Below are 20,852 nucleotides of genomic sequence, written 5' to 3'. Positions count from 1 at the left end.
CGGCCCCTCCAAGGGCCGGGCGCCTCCGGTTCGGCACGGCGGTGTGCTACGCGGCGTGCACGACGTCCTTCTCCTCGGCGAAGTGGCACGCCGACTCGTGCGCCGCCGGCGTGCCCGAGGCCTGGAAGCGCTCGGGGATCGCCAGCAGCGGCACCTCGGTGGCGCACTTGTCCTGCGCCTTCCAGCACCGCGTGCGGAAGCGGCAGCCCGACGGCGGGTTCGCCGGCGACGGGACGTCACCGGAGAGGATGATCCGCTCACGGCCCTCGCGGGCGTCGGGGTCCGGGACCGGGACCGCCGACAGCAGCGCCTGGGTGTAGGGGTGCGTCGGGTGGTCGTAGATCTGGGTGTCGGTGCCGATCTCGGCCATCTTGCCGAGGTACATGACCCCGACCCGGTCGGAGATGTGCCGGACGATCGACAGGTCGTGGGCGATGAAGAGGTAGGACAGGTTGAACTCGTCCTGGAGCTTCTCCATCAGGTTGATGACCTGTGCCTGCACCGACACGTCGAGCGCGGAGACCGGCTCGTCGCAGATGATGATCTCCGGGTTGAGCGCGAGGCCGCGGGCGATGCCGATGCGCTGGCGCTGGCCGCCGGAGAACTGGTGCGGATACCGGTTGATGTACTCCGGGTTCAGGCCGACGACGTCCAGGAGGTCCTGCACCCTGCGGCGCCGCTCGCCCTTCGGGGCCACCTCGGGGTGGATCTCGAAGGTCTCCCCGATGATGTCGCCGACCGTCATGCGCGGGTTCAACGAGGTGTACGGGTCCTGGAACACCATCTGGATGTTGCGGCGCACGGCCTTCAGGGCGCGGCCGGACAGCTTGGTGATGTCCTGGCCCTTGTAGAAGACCTCACCGGCGGTGGCGCGCTCCAGCGTCATCAGGAGCTTGGCGACCGTGGACTTGCCGCAGCCGGACTCGCCGACGATGCCGAGCGTCTCCCCCGCGTACAGGTCGAACGAGATGCCGTCGACCGCCTTGACGGCGCCAACCTGCTTCTTGAAGAGGATGCCCTGGGTCAGCGGGAAGTGCTTGACCAGGTTGCGCACCTGGAGGATCGGCTCGCCCTGCGACACCGGGGCGTCGATGGCCGCCACGGCCTCCGCCTCGGTCGCCGCGTTGACCGTCCCCACCTCGGTGACGTTCGGGGTGGCGTCCACGGACCCCTTCTCGAGGTCAGCCATGGATCGTCTCCTTCCAGAAGTGGCACGCGCTGCCGCGGCCGGCCAGATCGGCGCCGTCCTTCTCGGTCACCGGGAACAGGGCCGGAATGTCCGTACGGCAGATGTCCCGCGCCATGGTGCAGCGCGGGTTGAAGGCACAGCCCGAGGGGACGTGCAGGAGGTTGGGCGGCAGCCCCTTGATCGCGTACAGCTCCTGGCCCTTCTGGTCCAGGCGCGGGATCGACTCCAGGAGGCCCTTGGTGTACGGGTGCGCGGGGCGCTTGTAGATCTCGTGGACCGGGGCGGTCTCGACGATCCGGCCCGCGTACATCACGGCGATCTTGTCGGCGACGTCGGCGACGACGCCGAGGTCGTGCGTGATGAGGATCAGGCCCATGTTGAAGTCGCGCTGGAGCTCCGCGAGCAGGTCCATGACCTGGGCCTGCACGGTGACGTCGAGCGCCGTGGTGGGCTCGTCCGCGATGATCAGGTCGGGCTCCAGGGCCAGCGCCATCGCGATCATGATGCGCTGGCGCATACCACCGGAGAACTGGTGCGGGTAGTCGTTGATCCGCTCCTTCGCCGCCGGGATGCGCACGCGGTCCATCAGCGCGATGGCCTTGGCCTTCGCCTCCTTCTTGGACAGGCCCTGGTGCACCCGGTACATCTCGCCGAGCTGGTAGCCCACGGAGAGCACCGGGTTGAGCGAGGAGAGCGCGTCCTGGAAGATCATCGCGATCTTCCGGCCACGGATCTGCCGGCGCTCCTCGTTGGACATCTTGAGCATGTCCTGGCCGCGGAAGAGGATCTCGCCCTTCGGGATGCGGCCCGGAGGCATGTCCAGGATGCCCATGATCGCCTGAGCGGTCACGGACTTGCCGGAGCCGGACTCGCCGAGCACGGCGAGGGTCTCGCCGGCGCTGACGTTGTAGTTGACGCCGTTGACGGCCTTGGCCACGCCGTCACGGGTGTGGAACTCCACGTGCAGGTCGCGGACTTCGAGCAGCGGGCCGCTGTCGTCGCCGGAACCACGCGGAGCAGGAACATCCGCCGTCTTGTCGATGATGGTCATGTACGCCTCCCTCAGCGCAGCTTGGGATCGAGGGCGTTGCGCACCGCATCGCCGAGCATGATGAACGCCAGGACGGTGATCGACACCATGACCGACGGGATGATCAGGACGTAGGCCGCGTTGCGCAGCTGCTCCTGACCGGAGGAGATGTCGACACCCCACGAGACGGTGGGCTCGGCCAGACCGATGCCCAGGAAGGACAGGGTGGCCTCGGCCGAGATGTAGCCGCCGAGCGCGATGGTCGCGACGACGATCACCGGGGCGATCGCGTTGGGCAGGATGTGCCGGAGCAGGATGCGGCTGGTCGAGGCGCCCAGCGCCTTGGCCGCCATCACGTAGTCGGCCTGCTTGATCGTCAGGACGGAGCCGCGGGCGACACGGGCGATCTGGGTCCAGCCGAGGAAGGCCAGGGCCAGGATGACGACCCAGACGTGCCGCTCCTCGAAGGAGGTCAGGACGACCATCGCGCCGAGGATGAACGGGACACCGAAGAAGATGTCGGTGACCCGGGAGAGCAGCGTGTCGATCCAGCCGCCGAAGTACCCGGCCAGCATGCCGACCACGGTGCCCAGGACGGTGACGAGCACGGTGACGACGACGGCGACCATGATCGAGGCCCGGGCGCCGTAGACGACACGCGCGTAGATCGAGCGGCCCTGGATGTCGTAGCCGAACCAGTCCTCCTGGAAGAAGTTCCCCCACTTGGGCTTCTGCAGGTAGTGGTGGGCGAGGTCCGCGTAACGGGGGTTCGCGCCGGTGAAGAGGCCCGGCCATATCGCCATCACGAGCAGGAACGCGATCAGGACGGCGGAGACGACGAACAGCGGGCTGCGCCGCAGGTCGTGCCAGGCGTCCGACCACAGGCTGCGGGGCTTGCCCGTCTGACCGGCCTTGTTCTCGGGGACCGGTGCGGCCGTCGGCTCGACGGTCGGGTCCGGAGTGGTTTCCTTCAGCACCTCAGGCATACCGGATCCTCGGGTCCAGGACCGCGTAAAGCAGGTCGACGAGCAGGCTGGTGACGAGATAGACGATGACGATCAGCGTCACGATGCCGACGACCGTGGCGCCCTCGCGGTGCTGCAGCGCGCCGAACACGGCACGGCCGACACCCTGGACGTTGAAGATGCCTTCGGTCACGACCGCGCCGCCGAGCAGGGCGCCGAGGTCGGTACCGAGGAAGGTGACCACGGGGATCATCGAGTTCCGCATCAGGTGGACACCGACGACCCGGCGCCGCGGCAGGCCCTTGGCCACGGCGGTGCGCATGTAGTCGGCGCGCAGGTTCTCCGCGACGGACGTACGGGTCAGCCGTGCCACGTAGGCGAGCGACAGCGACCCGAGGACGACGGCGGGCAGGAACAGCTCGCTCCAGTTCGCTTCCGCGCTCACGTTGGGATCGACCCAGCCGAGCTGGAAGGCGAAGAAGTACTGGCCGAGGAAGCCGAGCACGAACGAGGGCACCGAGATGAGCAGGAGCGTCAGGATGAGCAGTCCGCGGTCGCGGAGGGTGTCGGCCTTGAGGCCGGCGAAGACGCCCATGGAGATGCCGACGATGACCGTGAAGAGGAAGGCAAACAGAGCCAGCCGGATCGTGATCGGGAACGCGTCCGCGATGGTGTCGGCCACCGGTCGTCCACTGGCGATCTCGGTGCCGAAGTCGCCCTGGAACAGGCCCGTGAGGTAGTTCCAGTACTGGTGCCAGAGCGGCAGGTCGAGACCGAGGTCCTTCTTCATGGCCGCGATCTGTGCCGGGTCGACGGTCTGTTCGCCTGCGAGCGCGCGCACGGGGTCGCCGGGGAGCGCGTACATCATGGCGAAGACCAGCAAGGTTGACCCGAGGAAGACCGGGATCATCTGGAGCAGTCGCCGCGCGACATAACGCCCCATGTTTGCCTCCGATAGGGATAATGCAGCCCAGGGACCGCCCTCCCGATAAGGAGAGCGGCCCCCGGGGCCTACTGCCTGGTGTGGGCGGCTGATGGCCGAGTGGGGGCCCTCAGGCGTGTGTTACTTGACGGTGACGTCCGTCATGACGTAGTCGCCGCGGAAGTCGATGGCCACGTTGTCGACGGTCTTCGAGTAGCCACCGTTGATCTTGTAGTTCCACAGCGGGATCGCCGGCATCTTCTGGAGGACGAGCTTCTCGGCCTCCTGGTACGCCTTGATCGACTCGTCGAGCGACGCCGCGTTGTCGCCCTTCTTGAACGCCGCGTCGACGTCCTTGTCGGAGAACCGGCCGTTGTTCGCCTCGGCGGTGGTGCCGTACAGCTCCCGCATGAAGTTGACGTTCAGCGGGTAGTCGGCCACCCAGCCACCGCGGTACATCGACTTGACCTGGTCGTTGTCACGCGCTTCCAGGTCGGTCTGGAAGTCCGGCTTGGCGTCCGGGATGCAGTCGACCCCGGTCGAGTTGCGGATCGACTCGCAGACAGCGGTCACCCACTCCTTGTGGCCGCCGTCGGCGTTGTACTGGATCCACAGCTTGTTGTCCGGAACGCCGCCGCCTTCCTTGATGAGCTGCTTGGCCTTGGCCGGGTCGAACTTGAACACGTCGGTGTCCAGGTGCTGGTTGCCCGCGACGCCGGGGGGCGTGAAGCTGGTGGCGGCCTCACGGGTGCCGTTCAGCACGGTCTTGGTGATCGTGGCGCGGTCGATGCCCATCGACAGACCCTGGATGACCTTGGGGTCGATGCCCTTGAAGGTCTTCGAGTAGAACGTCGGGACGATCGACTGCACGGCCGCGTACGGCTCGTCGACCACGCGGTCCCCGAGGTCCGTCTTGTACTTCGGCAGGTCCTTCGGGCCGACCTGGCGGATCATGTCCAGGTTGCCGGACAGGAGGTCCTGGTACGCGGCCTCGACGGTCGCGTAGTTCTTGAACAGGATGCCCTTGTTCTTCGCCTTGTTCGGGCCCTGGTAGTCCGGGTTGGCCTTCACCCGGATGAGCTTCTTGTGGTCCCACTTCTCGAAGACGTAGGGACCGTTGCCGACCGGGGCCTGGCCGAACGCCTTGGTGTCCTTGTAGAACACCTCGGGCAGCGGGGCGAAGGTGTAGTAGCCGAGCTTGTACTCGAAGTACGGGACCGGCTTGTCGAGCTCGATCGTGAAGGTGGTGTCGTCGACCGCCTTCAGACCGGACATCTCCGTGGCCTTGGGGTCACCCTTCTCCGGGTGGACGTCCGCGTAGCCCTTGATGTCCTCGAACCAGAAGGCGTTCTGCTGGTTGTTCTTGATGTTGGCGTACCAGTTCCACGCCTTGATGTAGGACTCGGCGGTGACCGGGGTGCCGTCGTGGAACTTCCAGCCGGCCTTCAGCTTGACGGTCCACGTCTTGTTGTCGTCCGACTTCACGGACTCGGCGTTCGTGTAGACGATCTTGCCGTCGCCGTCGAACTCGAGGAGCTGGGTGAACACCGCCTGGATGACGTAGCTGCCGAGCTGCTCGTTGGTGTCGGCCGGGATCAGCGGCTTCTGCGGCTCACCGACGTCGACGGACACGTAGCCCGCGGGCTTGCCCTTCTCCTTCGAAGCCGAGTCGCTGTCGTCACTGCCGCCACCACAGGCGGTCGCGGCCAGGGCGATGATTGCCGCTCCCGCGACCCACTTGGCGCTCTTGGCACCGCGCATGGGTTTCCTCCTCATGAGTCCACTTTTGACTACAAGAGGGGTACTGCAGAGATCCGCCGACACCCCTGACGGCGATCGTTTCCAGTACCCCGAGTGTGCTCGTGAGTCCGCACCCCCCACAGTGCGCCGACCCATTGACCCGAGCTCAATGGAGCCAACTATTAAGTAACACCGGGCTGTAAACCACACTTAAAGGGTCTCGGTTTGACAACATCAGGAAGGCATGGTTGCCCGAAATCCGGACAAAGTGATCCCAGACAGACACCCCCGAAACGGACCGTTAACACATGTTCCGGAGAGCGACGCCCGATAACCGGACACGTCGGTCAGGTAAATGGGTTGACGAAAAGCCCGGGCCCCCACAGTGTCTGCGGGGGCCCGGGCCTCGTGTCAATGGCTCTGCCTGACGGTTCGCCGGCCGTGGCCGACGGCCCGGCTCAGCCGTTCTTCGCGCGCGAGGCCGTACGGCCGCGCTGCTTCTGGTCCAGGACGACCTTGCGGATGCGCACGGTCTCCGGGGTGACCTCGATGCACTCGTCCTCGCGGCAGAACTCCAGGGACTGCTCCAGGGAGAGCTTGCGGGCCGGCACCACGTTCTCGGTGGTGTCGGCGGAAGCCGCACGCATGTTGGTGAGCTTCTTCTCCTTGGTGATGTTCACGTCCATGTCGTCGGCGCGCGAGTTCTCACCGATGATCATGCCCTCGTAGACCTCGGTGCCGGCCTCGGTGAAGATGACACCGCGCTCCTGGAGGTTGACCATGGCGAACGGAGTCACCGTGCCCGAGCGGTCGGCGACCAGCGAGCCGTTGTGACGGGTGCGCAGCTCGCCGAACCACGGCTCGTGGCCCTCGAAGATGGAGTGCGCGATGCCCGTGCCGCGGGTCTGCGTCAGGAACTCCGTACGGAAGCCGATGAGGCCGCGGGAGGGGACGATCCACTCCATGCGGACCCAGCCCGAACCGTGGTTCGTCATCGTCTCCATGCGGCCCTTGCGGGTCGCCATCAGCTGGGTGATGGCACCGAGGTGCTCCTCGGGGGAGTCGATGGTCATGCGCTCGATCGGCTCGTGCGTCTTGCCGTCGATCTGCTTGGTGACGACCTCGGGCTTGCCGACCGTCAGCTCGAAGCCCTCACGGCGCATCTGCTCGACCAGGATCGCCAGCGCGAGCTCACCACGGCCCTGGACCTCCCAGGCGTCGGGGCGCTCGGTGTCCAGGACGCGGAGCGAGACGTTGCCGATGAGCTCGCGGTCCAGGCGGTCCTTCACCTGGCGGGCGGTCACCTTGTGGCCCTTGCCGCCCTTGCCGACGAGCGGCGAGGTGTTCGTGCCGATGGTCATGGAGATGGCCGGCTCGTCGACCGTGATCAGCGGCAGCGCGATCGGGTTCTCGGGGTCGGCGAGGGTCTCGCCGATCATGATGTCCGGGAAGCCGGCGACCGCGCAGATGTCGCCCGGGCCCGCCTTCTCGGCCGGCTTGCGGGTGAGCGCCTCGGTCATCAGGAGTTCGGTGATGCGCACGTTGGAGATCGTGCCGTCACGCTTGATCCAGGCGACCGTCTGGCCCTTGCGCAGCTCGCCCTGCTCGACACGGCACAGCGCGATGCGGCCGAGGAAGTTGTCGGCGTCGAGGTTGGTGACGTGGGCCTGGAGCGGGGCCTCCTCGTCGTACTCGGGGGCCGGGACCGTGGAGAGGATGGTCGTGAAGAAGGGCTCGAGGCTGTCGCTGTCCTGCGGGACGCTGCCGTCCTCGGGCTTGGTGAGCGAGGCGACGCCGTCACGGGCACAGGCGTAGACGATCGGGAACTCGATCTGCTCCTCGGACGCGTCGAGGTCCAGGAACAGGTCGTAGGTCTCGTCGATGACCTCGGAGATCCGCGAGTCCGGGCGGTCCGTCTTGTTGATGCAGAGGATGACCGGCAGCTTCGCCGTGAGCGCCTTGCGGAGCACGAAGCGCGTCTGCGGGAGCGGGCCCTCGGAGGCGTCGACCAGCAGGACGACCGCGTCCACCATCGACAGACCGCGCTCGACCTCGCCGCCGAAGTCGGCGTGGCCGGGGGTGTCGATGATGTTGATCGTGATCGGGTCCCCGCCGTCCTTGGGGTGGTACTTCACCGCCGTGTTCTTGGCGAGGATCGTGATGCCCTTCTCACGCTCCAGGTCGTTCGAGTCCATCATGCGTTCGTCGAGGTTCTCGGCCGCGTGCGCCGCGAAGGCGCCCGCCTGCTTGAGCATGGCATCGACCAGCGTGGTCTTGCCGTGGTCGACGTGGGCGACGATGGCTACGTTACGGATGTCGTGGCGCGTGGGCATGGGTGGCTTGCGCTTCTCTCGGATCGGGGATCAGGCGTCTCAGTGGGTCTCGAATCCTCGTACGCCCGCCGGGCGGACGCGCCACGGCTAGTCCCATGGTACGGGCCCGTCGCGTCCGGAGCTTCCCGGCCCGGTCCGCGAGACGGGTCGCCAGTCACTGTTCAGCCGGATTCCAGGTGGTGTCCAGCCATCGTCCGGCCGGTGGGAAGCGGCCGGGAGGGGGGTGCGGAAGGAGGTGCGGCCCGGGTCGAGGCGGACACCACCTTGCCCGCCGGGGAGGCCGGCGGGCAAGGGAATTGAGCTGCTTCTGAGATTGCGACAGGCGCGTGACCTGCCATTTCTTACGGTTCGCGGCCAAAGCCGCTCTTGTCACCCGGTGAATCCGATGTCCTCGTAGCGAGGCGTGGCGAAGCCGAAGGCGCCGACGTTCGCCAGCTTCTTGTCGACGGCGACCAACTGTGGCCGCTGATACAGCGGAATCGATCCGGCAGCGGCCCAGATCCGGGCGTCCGCCTGCCTCAGCAGCTCCCTGGAGGCGTTCGCGTCGAGTTCGGAGACGGCCCGTTCGAAGAGCTGGTCGATGTGGTCGGACCCGACCCGGGTGTAGTTCTGCTCGACGAGCAGCGAGCCGTCGGTGGCGGGCTCCGGTTTGGCGAAGATCGGGCGGCCGTCCGTCGCGGGGTAGGCCGTCGCCGGCCAGGAGTACAGGGCCAGGTCGTAGGCGCCCGAGGCGATGTGGTCCTCGAAGTAGCTGTCGTCGGGAACCTTGGTGACCACGGTGCCGACGCCGATGGCGTCCAGCATCTCCACGATCTTCTCACCCACGCCGCGCAGCGACTGCGAGCCGGGGCCCGACGGGAGGACGAAGCGCAGGGTGAGCGGTTTGCCGTCCTTGCCCAGGCGGCCGTGGAGGGAGACCGGGGCGGCGGTGCCGGCGGGGGCGTAGGCGCCCGGCGCGCCTCCCGGGCGCTTGTCCTGGCCGGTGCTCCTGGCGGGGGCGTCCCCGTCCGTGGCGGTGAGGGCCTCGGCCTGGCGCCGCAGGGCCTCGCCGTGGGCGGCGGCGGCCGGGGCGGTGGCGAGGGCCCCCGAGACGCCGGCCGGGGCCCGGCGGTCACCCGGCTTGCCGTCGTCGCCGACGATGTACAGACCCTCCTCCCGGGATGCCTGGTCGTCCTCCTCCTCTTCCTCGGGGTCCGCCTCGTCCGCCTCGTCGGCCGCCTTCGAGGCTTCGGCCTTCTTCTTCGCGCCTCGGGACTCCTTCTCGGCCCCTTCGGCCTTCCCCTTCCTGTCGGCCTCGCTGCCCGCCTTGGTGTCCTTCGGTTTCTCCACGGCCCCGCCCGGGGTCCAGCCCGCGTCCGCCAGGAGGGCCTGTGCCTCCTCGGTGTCCTGGTCGCCCAGCGCGCCGCTGCCGTCCTGGTACGCCGGCTGTCCGGCCAGGGCGAGGTGGCTGCCGGGGGGCTTCGCGGGCAGGCCGAGCGGCTTGAGCACCGCGTCGGCGAGCTCCTGGCGGTTCAGGGCGCGGGCGATCGCCCGGCGCACCCGGTCGTCGGAGAGGGGGCCGGTCTCGCCGTTCAGCGCCAGCTGCGTGTAGGCGGGCTCCAGGGACTTGCGTACGGCGAAGCCGGCGAGCGACTTCTGCTCGGCCGCGTACGCCGCGACGGCCTCGCGGTTCTCCGCCCGGGCGGCCTGCGCGGCCTCGGCGGCCTCTTCGTCGGATCCGTGGGCCAGTGCCCAGGAGCGCAGCGCGGAGGCCGGGGTGATGTCGGATCCCGGGCCGTGGGCGGGCGGCTGCCCGTTCCCGCCGCCGTAGCGGGCCGCGCGGGCGACGGTGGCCGCCGCGGCCGGGTCGATGTCGGCGATGTCCACCGTGCCGTCGGTCAGCGCCCGGACGCGCTTGTCCGGGGCGACGGCCCGGAAGACGAGTGCTTCGAGCTTGGCCTCGTCGCCCCACCAGCGCGGGTTCCGGTCCAGCGTGACCGTGCCCTCGTCCTTGTCGACGCCGCGCAGGCGGAACGGCCCCGCGGTGTTCTTGAGGGCGGCCCTGGCCCCTTCGTTGAAGGCGGCCGGCGAACCGGTCACGTCCTTCGGGTACAGCGGCGAGAAGAGGGAGCGCCAGTCCGCGTACGGCTTGGCGAACGTCACCCTGACCTGGAGATCGTCCTTCCCCCGCTCGATCTTCTCGATCCGCTCGTACCCCGCGTTGCGGGCGGTCCAGAACGCCGAGTCCTTACCGCTCAGAGCGCGCCACTGCGCGACGAAGTCCGGGGCCCCGATCTCCCGGCCGTCGCTCCACACGGCCTGCTGGTTGAGCTTGTAGAGGACGACCTGCTTCGGCTCGCGGTCGATGACCTTCGCCGACTCCAGGTAGTCCGGGTCGAGCCGGGGCTCGCCGCGCGCGTCCAGCGGGAAGAGGGAGGGCAGCAGGGCGCCGGCGATCCGCGCGCTCGCGCCGTCGGCGTCGGCCTGGAAGGTGTTGAGTGTGGCGGGCAGCGCGTCGATCGCCCAGGTGGCCGTGGAGCCCGCGGTGACGTGGTCCCGCGGCGCCGGGGCGATGTCCTGCGGGACGGCCACGGCGGCGGGGCCCCCGCCGCCCGAGCTGCAGCCCGCCAGTACCGGGATGGTGAGCGCGCCCGTCGCCAGGAGGGCGACGGAACGGCGCTTTCGGGCCTTCCCGCGTGGGACGCCGACGTGGGCCATGGCTGATACCTCCGGGGCCGGCCCGGCCCACCCGTACCGGAATGGACCGGATTATGCGTTTAGGTGGCATTTACAGTTGATCACACTGGTTCGCTGATCCACTGAACGCACCCGCACGCGCGAGGCGGCGCAGACGCGGCCGGTGGGACCGCGGACGTCACCCGTGCGGCTCCGTCGCGCCGCGTCCCGCCGCCGGGCGGGGCTCCCGGACGTTCAGCCGAGCAGTGCGGTGACCGCCTCCGCGGTGCCCGTCTCACCCAGCCGCGGGAAGATCTTCTCGACGCTGTTGCGGTGGGCGTCGCCGTCCATGTCCGTGACCGCGTCGGTGGCGACGGTGACGTGGTAACCGTGCTCGTGTGCGGCGCGGGCCGTGGACTCGACGCCGATGCTGGTGGCGATGCCGGTCAGCACGACCTGGGTGATGCCACGGCGGCGCAGCTGGAGATCGAGCTCGGTGCCGTGGAAGGCGCCCCACTGCTGCTTGGTGATGACGATGTCACCCTCGTGCGGGCCGAGCTCGGGCACGAGGTCGGCCCAGTCGGCCGCGGGCCGGCCGGAGGGGGCGCCGCTCTCGTTGCGGCCGGGCGCTCCTCCCGTGACGCGGACCAGGAAGACCGGCAGGCCCTTGGCCCGGAAGGCATCGGCGAGGGCCGCGGAGCGGGCGACCACGCCGGAGGCGGGGTGGGCGGTCGGGAGGCCGACGATGCCCTTCTGCAGGTCGACGACGACGAGTGCGGTCCTGGGGTCGAGTGTGGTGACGGCCATGGCGCGTGACTCCTTGTGCGGGGGTGCGGGATATGCGGGATGCGGGTTTCCCGGGTGCGGGAAACAGGCGGAGGGGCGGGGGCGGTCAGCCGCAGGCCCGCAGGGCCCGGTCGGTGACGGTCAGGACGCAGAGCAGGGCGCCGAGGACGGGCTGGCCACGGCATTGTCGAGATAGAGGACGGAGATGAGCCAGGCGGTGTCGGCGGCCCCGATGCCGAAGGCGTGCCCGATGGACACCAGCGCCGTGGAGATCATGGTCGTGTTGAGCGGGTTGAGCAGGGAGCCCATCAGCAGGGGCGCGGTGAGACGCGCGCTGAACCCCTGGAGCCCGGCCGGCTCCGCTCCGGCCGCGTCACCCGGAGGCTGCGGCGCGGGAACGCCCGCGGTGGTGTCTCGGGGCCACGGTCCGGGCAGCCGGTTCCCTCGTACGGGCGGGGGCACGGGCGCGGGCACCCGTGTAGCCGTGGGCGTGTCCGTCACCGGTGTTGCGGGGGTCGGGTCCGCGTCCCTGCGGGTCACGTGTCGACCAGCCTGTTGAGGAGGGCCACCGCCTCGGCCACGGTGCGGCGCTCGGCGCCGTCCAGCTCCCCCGCGATCGCGTCGGCCAGCCAGTCGCGCTTGGCTGCCCGCACCTCGGCCAGGGTGGTGCGCCCGGCCGCCGTGACCGAGACCACCGACTTCCGTCCGTCGCCCGGATCGGGTGCCCGGGCGACGAGCCCCTGGCCCTCCAGGGCGCCGAGGGTGAGCCGCATCGACTGGGGCCGCACCAGCTCGGCACGGGCCAGCTCCGCGGTCGTGGACGGGCCTCCGTCGTGCAGCCGGGCCAGCACGGACCGCTGGGAGGGGGTGAGGAGGCTCTCCCCCGACGTGCTGCGCAGCCGCCTGAGCAAGCGGCCGACCACACCCGCGAGATCCGACGCAAGGTGGTCGGGGGTCGGGTCGGCAGGGGCCTGTTCCTGGTCGCCTGGTCGGTCGCTGGACATGGACGCAGCATAAAGATGTACAGGACATCTTGCAAGGTTGCCTGTCTATGCGCCGCACTGCTCGGACGGGGCCGCGATCGTGGGAAGCGCGTCACGGGTGGTCGCGGGGAGGAGGGCGAGCGGTGCTCGGCGGAGGAGGTGAGCGGCGGAGGATGTGGGCGGTGCGACCGTTCCGTCGCGGCGGCCGCTACGGACGGGTGATGTGCGGCAGCGGGGTCCGGCGGCGGGAACGGGCCGCGTGCGCCGACGGGGACGACCCGGGTCCGGCGGCGGGTGCGGGCCGGGTCCGGCAGTGGGGGCGGGCGGCGTCCGCGGCGGGGGCGGGCGGGTTCCGGCAGCGGGTACGGGCCGGGCCCGGCAGCGAGGGCGGCGGGTTCCGGCAGCGGGTGGAGGCGGCGTCCGCGGCGGGGGCGCCCGTTGGCTCGGGGCGTCGGCCGGCCGGTCCGGCCGGTCCGGCTGATCTCGGGCGTTCCCGTCGCAGGCCGGTCCGGCCGTGACGGGGAACGTCGTCGAAGCCCGTGAGGGGTTGCCGGAGGCGGCGCGGAAGTGCGCGTGGGCCCTTGGTAGCGGTGGCCTCAGTCGCCTCCCGTGCCCCCGCAGCGCCCTCAGCGCCAAGGTCCGCCGGTGGCTACCTCCGCCGCCTCGGGTCTGCCTCCCGCAGCGCCCGCGGTGCCCGCAGTGGCGAACCCGCGCCGGCTGGGAGCGGTGGACTCCGGCGGGCCCCGCCGGGCCGCGCCCCCGCGTGCCGGGGAGGGGCGGCTACCGGCCGGTGCGCCACGGGCCCGGCACCGCCGCCGATCCGGTCAGTACATGCTCAACAGCTGCTCGACGGAGAGCTCGGCGGCCGGTTCCCCGTCCGGCAGCGCCAGCTCGAACCACACCGTCTTGCCGCGCGGGGTGCGCCGCGATCCCCAGGCCGCGCTGAGCAGTCCGACCAGTTGCAGCCCGCGCCCGCCCTCGTCCGTGTCCCGAGCGCGGCGCCGCCGCGGCTGGACCAGGCCCGCGTCCCACACCTCGCAGACGAGCGTGCGGTCGCGCAGGAGCCGGAGCCGGATCTCCCCCTCGCCGTAGCGCAGTGCGTTGGTGACCAGTTCGCTGACGAGCAGTTCGGTGGTGTCGACCAGGTCGTCCAGGTCCCAGGCGGTCAGCTGGGAGCGGGCGAGGTCGCGGGCCCGGCCCACGGACCGCAGCTCGCGCGGCAGACGCCAGTCGCCCACCGCGTTCGCGGGAAGCCCCTGGATACGGGCCATCAGCAACGCGATGTCGTCCTCGCCGTGACCGGTGTCGAGCGTGGTCAGCACGTGCTCGCAGACGTCCTCGAGCGGTTGTGACGGCTCGGCGAGCGCCCTTCGGAACGCCTCCAGGCCCTCGTCGAGCGGGTGGTCGCGGGACTCGACGAGTCCGTCGGTGTAGAGGGCGAGGAGGGACCCCTCCTGGAGCTCCACCTCCACCTCCTCGAAGGGTTCGCCGCCGACGCCGAGCGGCATGCCCGGCGGTACGTCGAGGAGCACGGCGGGTTGCCCGGGCTCGACCACCGCGGGCGGGAGGTGGCCGGCGTTGGCGAAGGTGCACCGGCGGGTGACCGGGTCGTACACCGCGTACACGCACGTCGCCAGGTAGACCTCGGAGAGGTCCGCCTCGCGCGACTTGTGGGCGGCCCGCGAGGGCCACTGCGCGCCGCCACCCCCGCCGAAACCGTCGCTGCGCTCTCCGCCGCCGGGAGTGCCGAGGCCTCGGGCGACCTCGTCGAGGGCCGACAGCACCTCCGCGGGCTCCAGGTCCAGGAGCGCCAGGGTGCGTACGGCGGTGCGCAGTTCACCCATGGCGACGGCGGCCCGCAGCCCCCGTCCCATGACGTCGCCGACGACCAGGGCCGTGCGGTGCCCGGGGAGCTCGATCACGTCGAACCAGTCGCCGCCGACCTCGGTGGCCGTGTTGCCGGGCAGGTAGCGGCAGGCGATGTCCAGGCCGGCGGCCTCGGGGGCGCCGGGGGGGAGCAGGCTGCGCTGGAGTATGAGGGCCCGCTCGTGCTCCCGCCGGTAGAGGCGGGCGTTGTCGATACAGACGGCGGCGCGGGCCGCGAGCTCCGTGGCCAGGGCCCGGTCCCGTGTGCCGAAGGGTTCGCTGCCCTTGGTGCGGGAGAACTGGACGAGGCCGACGACGATGTCGTGGGCGACCATCGGTACGGCGAGCGTGGAGTGGACGAAGCCGCGATCGTCCCCGGGTACGTCCGTGACCTGCCCGGTGCGCAGGGCGACGGCGCAGGGCGAGTGGAAGGGGTAGCGGTGGACCGACCCCAGTGCCGGCGGGCCCGTGTCGCCCCGGGGATCCACGCCGCCGCCGGACAGGACCTCCGGGAGGGCGTCGGACACGGCACTGGCCTGGGCCACCCGGCGCAGCTCGGCAGACCCGCTGCCGGACTCCTGGTGGTAGCGGCCCCAACTGCCGGGCGCCGCCTCCTCACCGGTGAGCAGCCCCTGGTACAGGTCGACGGAGGCCAGGTCGCAGAAGCCGGGCACGGCGACGTCGAGCAGCTCCCGGGCGGTGGTCTCCAGGTCGAGCGAGTTGCCGATGCGTGCGCTGGCCTCGTTCAGCAGGGCGAGGTTGCGGCGGGCGCTGGCCGCCTCGCGGGCGGCGATGTGGCGTTGGGTGACGTCGGTGGCGAGGCCGGCGATGCCGATGGGCCGCCCGGAACCGCTGTGCACCCGGTAGAGGTTCATCGACCAGTGGCGCCGGTCGGCGGAGCCGGGCGCCGTGCCGACGAGTTGGAGGTCGGTCACGGCGTCCCCCGTCTCCAGGACGCGTGCCAGTGTGGCGGAGAGCCGGTCGGCCTCCGGGCGCGCCAGGTAGTCCGAGACGGTTCTGCCGCGGTGGTCGTCGGCCGTTCCCCCGAAGACGGTGGCGAACCGCTGGTTGGCCCGCACGACGGTGAAATCGGTACCGAAGAGGACGAAACCGAAGGGAGATTGGCCGAATATCGCCTGCGAGGCCGCCAGGTCCGTCTCGATGCGCCGCAGCGCCCCGACGTCCACGACGATGCAGATCGCGGCCCGCTCGCCGGCCTCCGTCTCGCTCGGCATCACGTAGATCTCGGCGAGGCCGTGCGCGCCGCTCCCGCCCGGCGTCCGGAACGGGACGAGGCCCGTCCACTCCTTGCCGTCGAGGATCTCGGCGACCCTCCGGCGGGCGTCCGCCCGCAGCGCGGCGGGCATGAACGCCTCGACCGGATCCCTGCCCACGGCGTCGCGGGAGGCCATGCCGAAGAGACCGGCGGCCCGCCGGCTCCACTGCTCGATCAGCCCGTCGGGGCCGATCGAGAAGGAGGCGACCCTGATGTGGTCATAGATCGAGCCGGGCGGGCTGCTCTGCCACATGACGCCGCCCGCTGTCCCAGGTATCTCGCTCACGCGACCGTCCCCTCCAGCTCACACACCGGACCGGTCCTGCCCGCAGTATTCAGCACTACGGGCCCCACCGGCACGGCGTTCACGATCACAGCACGGTCTCAGTCCCTTTCAGCCAGGTCCTGCCCGACCTCCGGTGATCGCTGTGTGTCCCTCCCACTCCTAACCAGGGAGAGGCAGCTCGAACCACACCGCCTTGCCGCTCTTTCCGTAACGGGTCCCCCACCGGCGCGCGGAACAGGCCACGAGCTGCAGCCCCCGGCCGGTTTCGTCCTCGGGCCCGGCAGCGCGTTCGGTGGGCGGTTCCGACAGCGGATCGGAGACTTCCACCAGCAGTCCCGGCTTCTCCGCACCCCCGCCCGCGCCCGCGGTCGCTTCGGACGCCGGGTGCCCCCCAGGGCCGTCGGGACGCGGCCGGACCAGCCGTACACCGATGGGGCCGGAGGCGTAGCGCAGGGAATTGGTCACCAACTCGCTGACCAGGAGGACGGCCACGTCACCCACCGCGTCATCGAGTCCCCAGTGGTGCAGCGCGTCACGCACGGCGTGCCTGGCGCTGCGCACCGAGCCCGGCACCGCCGGGAAGCTCCACTCGGCGTGCTCGCCTTCGGTATCGGTCACGCCGATCACTTCCCAGGGCCGGCAGCGGGGACGCACCCCCATCAACAAGGGATATTCGGCACATACCCGATATTCCGGACAACCTATCGCGTGCGGCGGCGGGTGGGGGCGTACGGGCGTAAAGCGCGTCCGCACGGCGGGCCGGGGCTCACCGGGGCAGGGCCGCCCGGAGGCGGCGGACCGCTTCGGCCACGGCCGGCCGGTCCTGGTCGAGCCAGTCGACGGTGCCGGCCTCGTCAGGGGCGAGCCACCGCAGGGCGTCGTGGTCCTCCAGCGGGCGGGGCTCGCCCGAGACCAGACGGACCGTCCACACGCGCAGCACGTACCCGGGCTTCAACGGCCACTCGCCGGGGATGCGCTCCAGCGGCTCCGCTTCCACACCGAGCTCTTCCCTGAGTTCGCGGACGAGTGCCTGCTCGCCGCTCTCGCCCGGCTCCACCTTCCCGCCGGGGAGCTCCCAGCGGCCGGCCAGCTCCGGTGGCGCGCTGCGGCGCGCGGCCAGGAGCCGGCCTCCGTCGCACACGGCCCCGGCCACCACCACGGCATCACTCATGGGGCTCAGCGTATCCGCCGGGGCGCGAACGACTCCGCCCCCGGGTGCGGCGGTCCCGCACCGGGCCACGGCGGGCCTCGGCGGACGGGCCCGAGGCCGGGCCCGAAGCGCCCGGGCCACCGCGACCGGATGCGGACGGCTCGGGCATCCGGGCGACCGCACTCAGGTACGTGGGTCCGGGCGACCCGACCCCGAGGTCAGTCACGGGCGGGCATCGACGCCCGGGCCAGGCGGTCCGGCACGGGCGCCCGCGCCGTACGCCTTACGGGTGCGCGCTCTGCCCGGCGCGTTCGACCCAGTACAACTGCTTGCCTCCGTGCCGGTCCAGGCCCTCGGCGGTCTTCTGCGCCTCGTCCTGCGTCGCGTAACGGCCGACGCGGTACCGGTGGCCGTTGTCGTCCTGCCTGATCACCAGCCAGGGGAGCACGGCACCACTGTCCGTCATCGCACCCCTCCCCCGCATGTCGCCCCTCTCCCCGCCGGCGTGCACGTCTCTAAGGATCCCCAGGAAACCGCAGTACGCATATGCCCGAGCGTACGCCTGACCTTTACTCAGAGGATGCGTCTTTACACAAAGAGAGACGCATCCGGCCATTTCCCAGGGGGCGCACGCACTTCGATGCGCCCCTCCACCCTTGACAGCGCCCCCCGTCCGCCCCGTGCGGGCACGGGTGGCCCGCCCGCCCGCGAGCCCTCCACGGCAGGGGTTCCCACGCGTCACGCCCCAGGGTTTCGGTGAGCAGCGACGGAGGCGGACCCGTACCGGGCCCCGGGTGGCCCACATCGCCGGGGCGGCCCGGTACCGGCGCGGTCGGCAGCGTCCACCGGCTCGCGGCGACCGCCGCCTCGCGCGCCCCGCGCCCCCCGCGCACTCCGCGCACGTCCGCACGCGTGCCCGGCAGGCGCGACGGGTGCCGCACCGGCGGGCACGACACCCCGCCGCCCGTCCGCGAGGAAGGGGCGGGGAGAGTCGTGCGCACTCCCTCGTCATCGGAGCGTCAACGGCCTACCGCGCCCCCGGTCGGGGCACGGCGCCCCCGCACACAGGCCTGCGGACATGGCACCCCGTCAGTTCCGAACGGTCACCGCCGGCCAGAGCCCTCACGTGCGTGCAGGACCCGGATGCGGACCGCGTGGGGGCCGAGGGGCGGGGGCGGCGGCCCCGGGGGTACGCGGGCCCCCTGCCGCGCGCCGCGCCCCCGCGGACACGGCCGCCGAGTCACCGCCGCGCCCGGGTCATCGGACGGGCAGGTGGTAGGCGATCCGGTAACGGTCTGCGGGCACGACCACATCGGCCGTCTCCACGGCCCTCCCCGACGCGTAGTACGTACGCCGGATCACCATGACCACATGGCCGGGGACCCCGCCGAGCGCCATGAGCTCATCCGCCAGTCCCGGGCGCGCGCCGACCTCCTCCGCCACGTTGTCCACGACGATGTCGATCGCCGCCATCCTCTCCACCACACCGCAGCCGCCCAGCGGCCCCTCCTCCGGCAGCATCACCGGCGTGCGCCCCGTGACGGCCAGCGGCTCCCACGAGGTGGAGAGCATCATCGGCTCGCCGGCCTCCCGGAACACGTACCGGGTGCGCATGACCCGCTCCCCCGGCTCGACGCCGAGACGCTCGGCGGTCTCGGGGCCGGCCTCCTCCTGCTCGCTGCGGGACTCCCAGGTGCCCCGCACGCCCTGCGCCGTCTGCTCCTGGCGGAAGGGGTCGGTCCCGCTCTCCGGGCGGTAGCCGGAGCGCGCGATGCGGCGCGGGACCGGGCGCTCGCGCACGTAGGTGCCCGATCCCGACCGCCCCTCCACCAGCCCTTCGGCCATCAGCACCTTGCGCGCTTCCAGGGCGACCGTGTCCGACACCCCGTACTCCTGACGGATGCGGGCCTGGGACGGCAGACGCGTGCGGGGCGGCAGCGCCCCGTCCACGATCTTCTTCCTGAGGTCGCTCGCCACGCGCAGATAGGCGGGCTGCTCACCGAAAGGCACAGGCCACTCCCAACAGGTTGACAGACAGCAACAGCGTGACAACCGTGAGTTGAACTCCGCAAGCACGGGCCAAAGGCTCACTCGAAGTGATGGTTCGGCGCCGACCAGCACAAGTACCCCGACGAAGCGTCAACGAGCTATTGACCAGGTTTGGTCCAGACCAATAGCTTCCCAGTGCACAGCACGGCTCCCGCTGTCCCTCCCGTACCGGATCACGCACAGGAACGAGCCCCCATGCGCCGAAGAACACTGTCCGGACTCACCACCGCCGCCTGCGCCCTTACGCTGCTGGCCGGTCTCGCCCCCGCGTCCTCGGCCGACTCCGGCCACGGCGCGGACCGCCGTGGGGGCCACCACGAGCGCGCCTACAGGACCGTCGGCTACTTCACGCAATGGGGCGTCTACGGGCGCGACTTCCAGGTCAAGGACCTGGAGACGAGCGGCACGGCCGCCAAGCTGACCCACGTGAACTACGCCTTCGGCAACGTCAGCGCCGAAGGGAAGTGCTTCACCGGCAACGTGCCCGGCGAAGCCGACGCCTGGGCCGACTACGCCCGCCCGCTCGACGCCGCCGGGTCGGTGGACGGTGTCGCCGACACCGACACCCAGCCCCTGGCGGGCAACTTCAACCAGCTGCGCGAGCTGAAGGCCGCACACCCCGGCCTCAAGGTGATGATCTCGCTGGGCGGCTGGAGCTGGTCCACCCACTTCTCCGACGCCGCCCGCACCGCGGCCTCCCGCAAGGCCCTCGTCTCGTCCTGCATCGACCTGTACATCAAGGGCAACCTGCCGGTGGACGGTGCCCGCGGCGGCCCGGGCGCCGCCGCCGGCCTCTTCGACGGCATCGACATCGACTGGGAGTGGCCCGGCTCCGCCGGGGACACCGACACGGTGTACCGCCCCGAGGACAAGAGGAACTTCACCGCCCTGGTGCACGAGTTCCGCACCCAGCTCGACGCCTACGCGAAGAGCCGGCGCGGCGGTAAGGGCGGGCCGCGGCACTACGAGCTGTCGGCGTTCGTCCCGACGGCTCCGGAGAAGATCGACGCGGGCTTCGACGTGCGCCGCATCATGCGGGACTTCGACTTCGTCAACCTCCAGGGCTACGACTTCCACGTCTCCGGCGAGGCCGCCACCGCGCAGCAGTCCGCGCTGTACGCGAAGGGCGACTTCAGCGTCGACGGGACGGTACGCGACTGGGTCCGGCGGGGCGCCCCCGCCCGCAAGCTGGTGGTGGGCATGCCGTTCTACGGTCAGGGCTGGACCGGCGTCACCGGCGGAGGCGACGGCCTCGGGCAGCCGGCCGCGGCCCCCGCACCGGCCACCTACGCCGCCGGTTACGAGGACTACAAGGCGCTCAAGAAGCTGGCCGACTCCGGGCGTTACACGGTGCACCGGGACAGGCGCAACGGCCACGCCTGGCTGTTCGACGGCACGACCCTGTGGACGTACGACGATCCGCAGGTGCTCCGCGCCAAGACCTCCTACATCCGCGACCGCGGCCTCGGTGGCGCGATGTTCTGGTCACTGGACGGGGACACGGAGGACGGCGAGCTGATCACCGCCGTCGACCGCGGACTGGGCCGCCGCTAGGCCGGACACGGCCCGGGCCCCTTCGGACCCGGGCCGTCGTCGCCGCACCCGCCGCCCGCCCGGCGGCG

General features: G+C 71.0%; 15 protein-coding genes and 1 pseudogene. 1 reads left to right on the top strand and 15 read right to left on the bottom strand.

Going from position 1 to position 20,852, the window contains the following annotated elements:
* Positions 1 to 46: 46 nt before the first annotated feature.
* The 15 genes and pseudogenes from ABZ371_RS12405 to ABZ371_RS12335 form a co-directional block, all read right to left on the bottom strand.
* Positions 47 to 1,189 carry a dipeptide ABC transporter ATP-binding protein gene (locus ABZ371_RS12405; RefSeq protein WP_358677329.1) on the bottom strand — a complete coding sequence of 381 codons (1,143 nt, stop codon included), beginning with the start codon at positions 1,187 to 1,189 and terminating at the stop codon, positions 47 to 49.
* On the bottom strand, positions 1,182 to 2,240 hold the full coding sequence (locus tag ABZ371_RS12400) for an ABC transporter ATP-binding protein (protein ID WP_358677326.1): 1,059 nt from the start codon (positions 2,238 to 2,240) through the stop codon (positions 1,182 to 1,184). The genes ABZ371_RS12405 and ABZ371_RS12400 overlap by 8 nt, the downstream gene beginning before the upstream one ends.
* An 11-nt stretch (positions 2,241 to 2,251) precedes the next feature.
* The gene (locus ABZ371_RS12395; protein WP_358677324.1) at positions 2,252 to 3,205 is read right to left on the bottom strand and encodes an ABC transporter permease; all 954 of its coding nucleotides are present in this window, start codon (positions 3,203 to 3,205) and stop codon (positions 2,252 to 2,254) included.
* Complete coding sequence (locus tag ABZ371_RS12390; RefSeq protein ID WP_358677322.1) at positions 3,198 to 4,127, bottom strand: ABC transporter permease; 930 nt, start codon at positions 4,125 to 4,127, stop codon at positions 3,198 to 3,200. The genes ABZ371_RS12395 and ABZ371_RS12390 overlap by 8 nt, the downstream gene beginning before the upstream one ends.
* Before the next feature lie 120 nt (positions 4,128 to 4,247).
* Positions 4,248 to 5,867 carry an ABC transporter substrate-binding protein gene (locus tag ABZ371_RS12385; protein WP_358677319.1) on the bottom strand — a complete coding sequence of 540 codons (1,620 nt, stop codon included), beginning with the start codon at positions 5,865 to 5,867 and terminating at the stop codon, positions 4,248 to 4,250.
* Between the two features lie 437 nt (positions 5,868 to 6,304).
* Positions 6,305 to 8,179 carry a translational GTPase TypA gene (gene typA / locus ABZ371_RS12380; protein ID WP_358677316.1) on the bottom strand — a complete coding sequence of 625 codons (1,875 nt, stop codon included), beginning with the start codon at positions 8,177 to 8,179 and terminating at the stop codon, positions 6,305 to 6,307.
* A 369-nt stretch (positions 8,180 to 8,548) separates the two neighbouring features.
* Positions 8,549 to 10,876, bottom strand: a complete 2,328-nt coding sequence (locus tag ABZ371_RS12375) for an ABC transporter family substrate-binding protein (protein ID WP_358677314.1) — start codon at positions 10,874 to 10,876, stop codon at positions 8,549 to 8,551.
* 213 nt (positions 10,877 to 11,089) lie between these two features.
* Positions 11,090 to 11,641, bottom strand: a complete 552-nt coding sequence (locus ABZ371_RS12370; RefSeq protein ID WP_358677311.1) for an isochorismatase family protein — start codon at positions 11,639 to 11,641, stop codon at positions 11,090 to 11,092.
* 153 nt (positions 11,642 to 11,794) lie between these two features.
* Positions 11,795 to 11,997, bottom strand: a pseudogene (locus tag ABZ371_RS12365) (MFS transporter); the annotation flags it as partial.
* A gap of 159 nt (positions 11,998 to 12,156) precedes the next feature.
* Positions 12,157 to 12,624 carry a MarR family transcriptional regulator gene (locus ABZ371_RS12360; protein WP_358677309.1) on the bottom strand — a complete coding sequence of 156 codons (468 nt, stop codon included), beginning with the start codon at positions 12,622 to 12,624 and terminating at the stop codon, positions 12,157 to 12,159.
* A gap of 803 nt (positions 12,625 to 13,427) precedes the next feature.
* Entirely contained in the window at positions 13,428 to 15,998 is a 2,571-nt protein-coding gene (locus ABZ371_RS12355; protein WP_358677334.1) for a SpoIIE family protein phosphatase, read from the bottom strand.
* A gap of 192 nt (positions 15,999 to 16,190) precedes the next feature.
* A complete protein-coding gene (locus ABZ371_RS12350; RefSeq protein ID WP_358677331.1) occupies positions 16,191 to 16,658 on the bottom strand; it encodes an ATP-binding protein in 468 nt (155 codons plus the stop codon).
* Positions 16,659 to 16,797: 139 nt separating this feature from the next.
* Positions 16,798 to 17,202, bottom strand: a complete 405-nt coding sequence (locus tag ABZ371_RS12345; protein WP_358677306.1) for a (deoxy)nucleoside triphosphate pyrophosphohydrolase — start codon at positions 17,200 to 17,202, stop codon at positions 16,798 to 16,800.
* 262 nt (positions 17,203 to 17,464) lie between these two features.
* Positions 17,465 to 17,665, bottom strand: coding sequence for an SPOR domain-containing protein (locus tag ABZ371_RS12340; protein WP_358677303.1), 201 nt, complete (start codon positions 17,663 to 17,665; stop codon positions 17,465 to 17,467).
* Positions 17,666 to 18,438: 773 nt separating this feature from the next.
* Complete coding sequence (locus tag ABZ371_RS12335; protein WP_358677300.1) at positions 18,439 to 19,191, bottom strand: GntR family transcriptional regulator; 753 nt, start codon at positions 19,189 to 19,191, stop codon at positions 18,439 to 18,441.
* Between the two features lie 234 nt (positions 19,192 to 19,425).
* On the opposite strand from ABZ371_RS12335, the gene ABZ371_RS12330 reads away from it, so the two are divergent.
* Positions 19,426 to 20,784 carry a glycoside hydrolase family 18 protein gene (locus ABZ371_RS12330; RefSeq protein ID WP_358677297.1) on the top strand — a complete coding sequence of 453 codons (1,359 nt, stop codon included), beginning with the start codon at positions 19,426 to 19,428 and terminating at the stop codon, positions 20,782 to 20,784.
* Positions 20,785 to 20,852: the final 68 nt, after the last annotated feature.

The organism is Streptomyces sp. NPDC005899 (assembly GCF_040629645.1).
Classification (GTDB): domain Bacteria; phylum Actinomycetota; class Actinomycetes; order Streptomycetales; family Streptomycetaceae; genus Streptomyces.
The sequence above is the reverse complement of the archived record's forward strand: the minus strand, read 5'-3'. Positions and strand labels throughout refer to the sequence as shown.

Excerpts from the sequence above, each read along its gene's own strand:
- ABZ371_RS12360 (WP_358677309.1), bottom strand. The coding sequence starts at position 12,624 with ATGTCCAGCGACCGACCAGGCGACCAGGAACAGGCCCCTGCCGACCCG.
- ABZ371_RS12355 (WP_358677334.1), bottom strand. The coding sequence starts at position 15,998 with ATGTGGCAGAGCAGCCCGCCCGGCTCGATCTATGACCACATCAGGGTC.
- ABZ371_RS12340 (WP_358677303.1), bottom strand. The coding sequence starts at position 17,665 with ATGCGGGGGAGGGGTGCGATGACGGACAGTGGTGCCGTGCTCCCCTGG.
- ABZ371_RS12395 (WP_358677324.1), bottom strand. The coding sequence starts at position 3,205 with ATGCCTGAGGTGCTGAAGGAAACCACTCCGGACCCGACCGTCGAGCCG.
- ABZ371_RS12370 (WP_358677311.1), bottom strand. The coding sequence starts at position 11,641 with ATGGCCGTCACCACACTCGACCCCAGGACCGCACTCGTCGTCGTCGAC.
- ABZ371_RS12405 (WP_358677329.1), bottom strand. The coding sequence starts at position 1,189 with ATGGCTGACCTCGAGAAGGGGTCCGTGGACGCCACCCCGAACGTCACC.
- ABZ371_RS12330 (WP_358677297.1), top strand. The coding sequence starts at position 19,426 with ATGCGCCGAAGAACACTGTCCGGACTCACCACCGCCGCCTGCGCCCTT.
- ABZ371_RS12375 (WP_358677314.1), bottom strand. The coding sequence starts at position 10,876 with ATGGCCCACGTCGGCGTCCCACGCGGGAAGGCCCGAAAGCGCCGTTCC.
- ABZ371_RS12390 (WP_358677322.1), bottom strand. The coding sequence starts at position 4,127 with ATGGGGCGTTATGTCGCGCGGCGACTGCTCCAGATGATCCCGGTCTTC.
- typA (WP_358677316.1), bottom strand. The coding sequence starts at position 8,179 with ATGCCCACGCGCCACGACATCCGTAACGTAGCCATCGTCGCCCACGTC.
- ABZ371_RS12385 (WP_358677319.1), bottom strand. The coding sequence starts at position 5,867 with ATGCGCGGTGCCAAGAGCGCCAAGTGGGTCGCGGGAGCGGCAATCATC.
- ABZ371_RS12400 (WP_358677326.1), bottom strand. The coding sequence starts at position 2,240 with ATGACCATCATCGACAAGACGGCGGATGTTCCTGCTCCGCGTGGTTCC.
- ABZ371_RS12345 (WP_358677306.1), bottom strand. The coding sequence starts at position 17,202 with ATGAGTGATGCCGTGGTGGTGGCCGGGGCCGTGTGCGACGGAGGCCGG.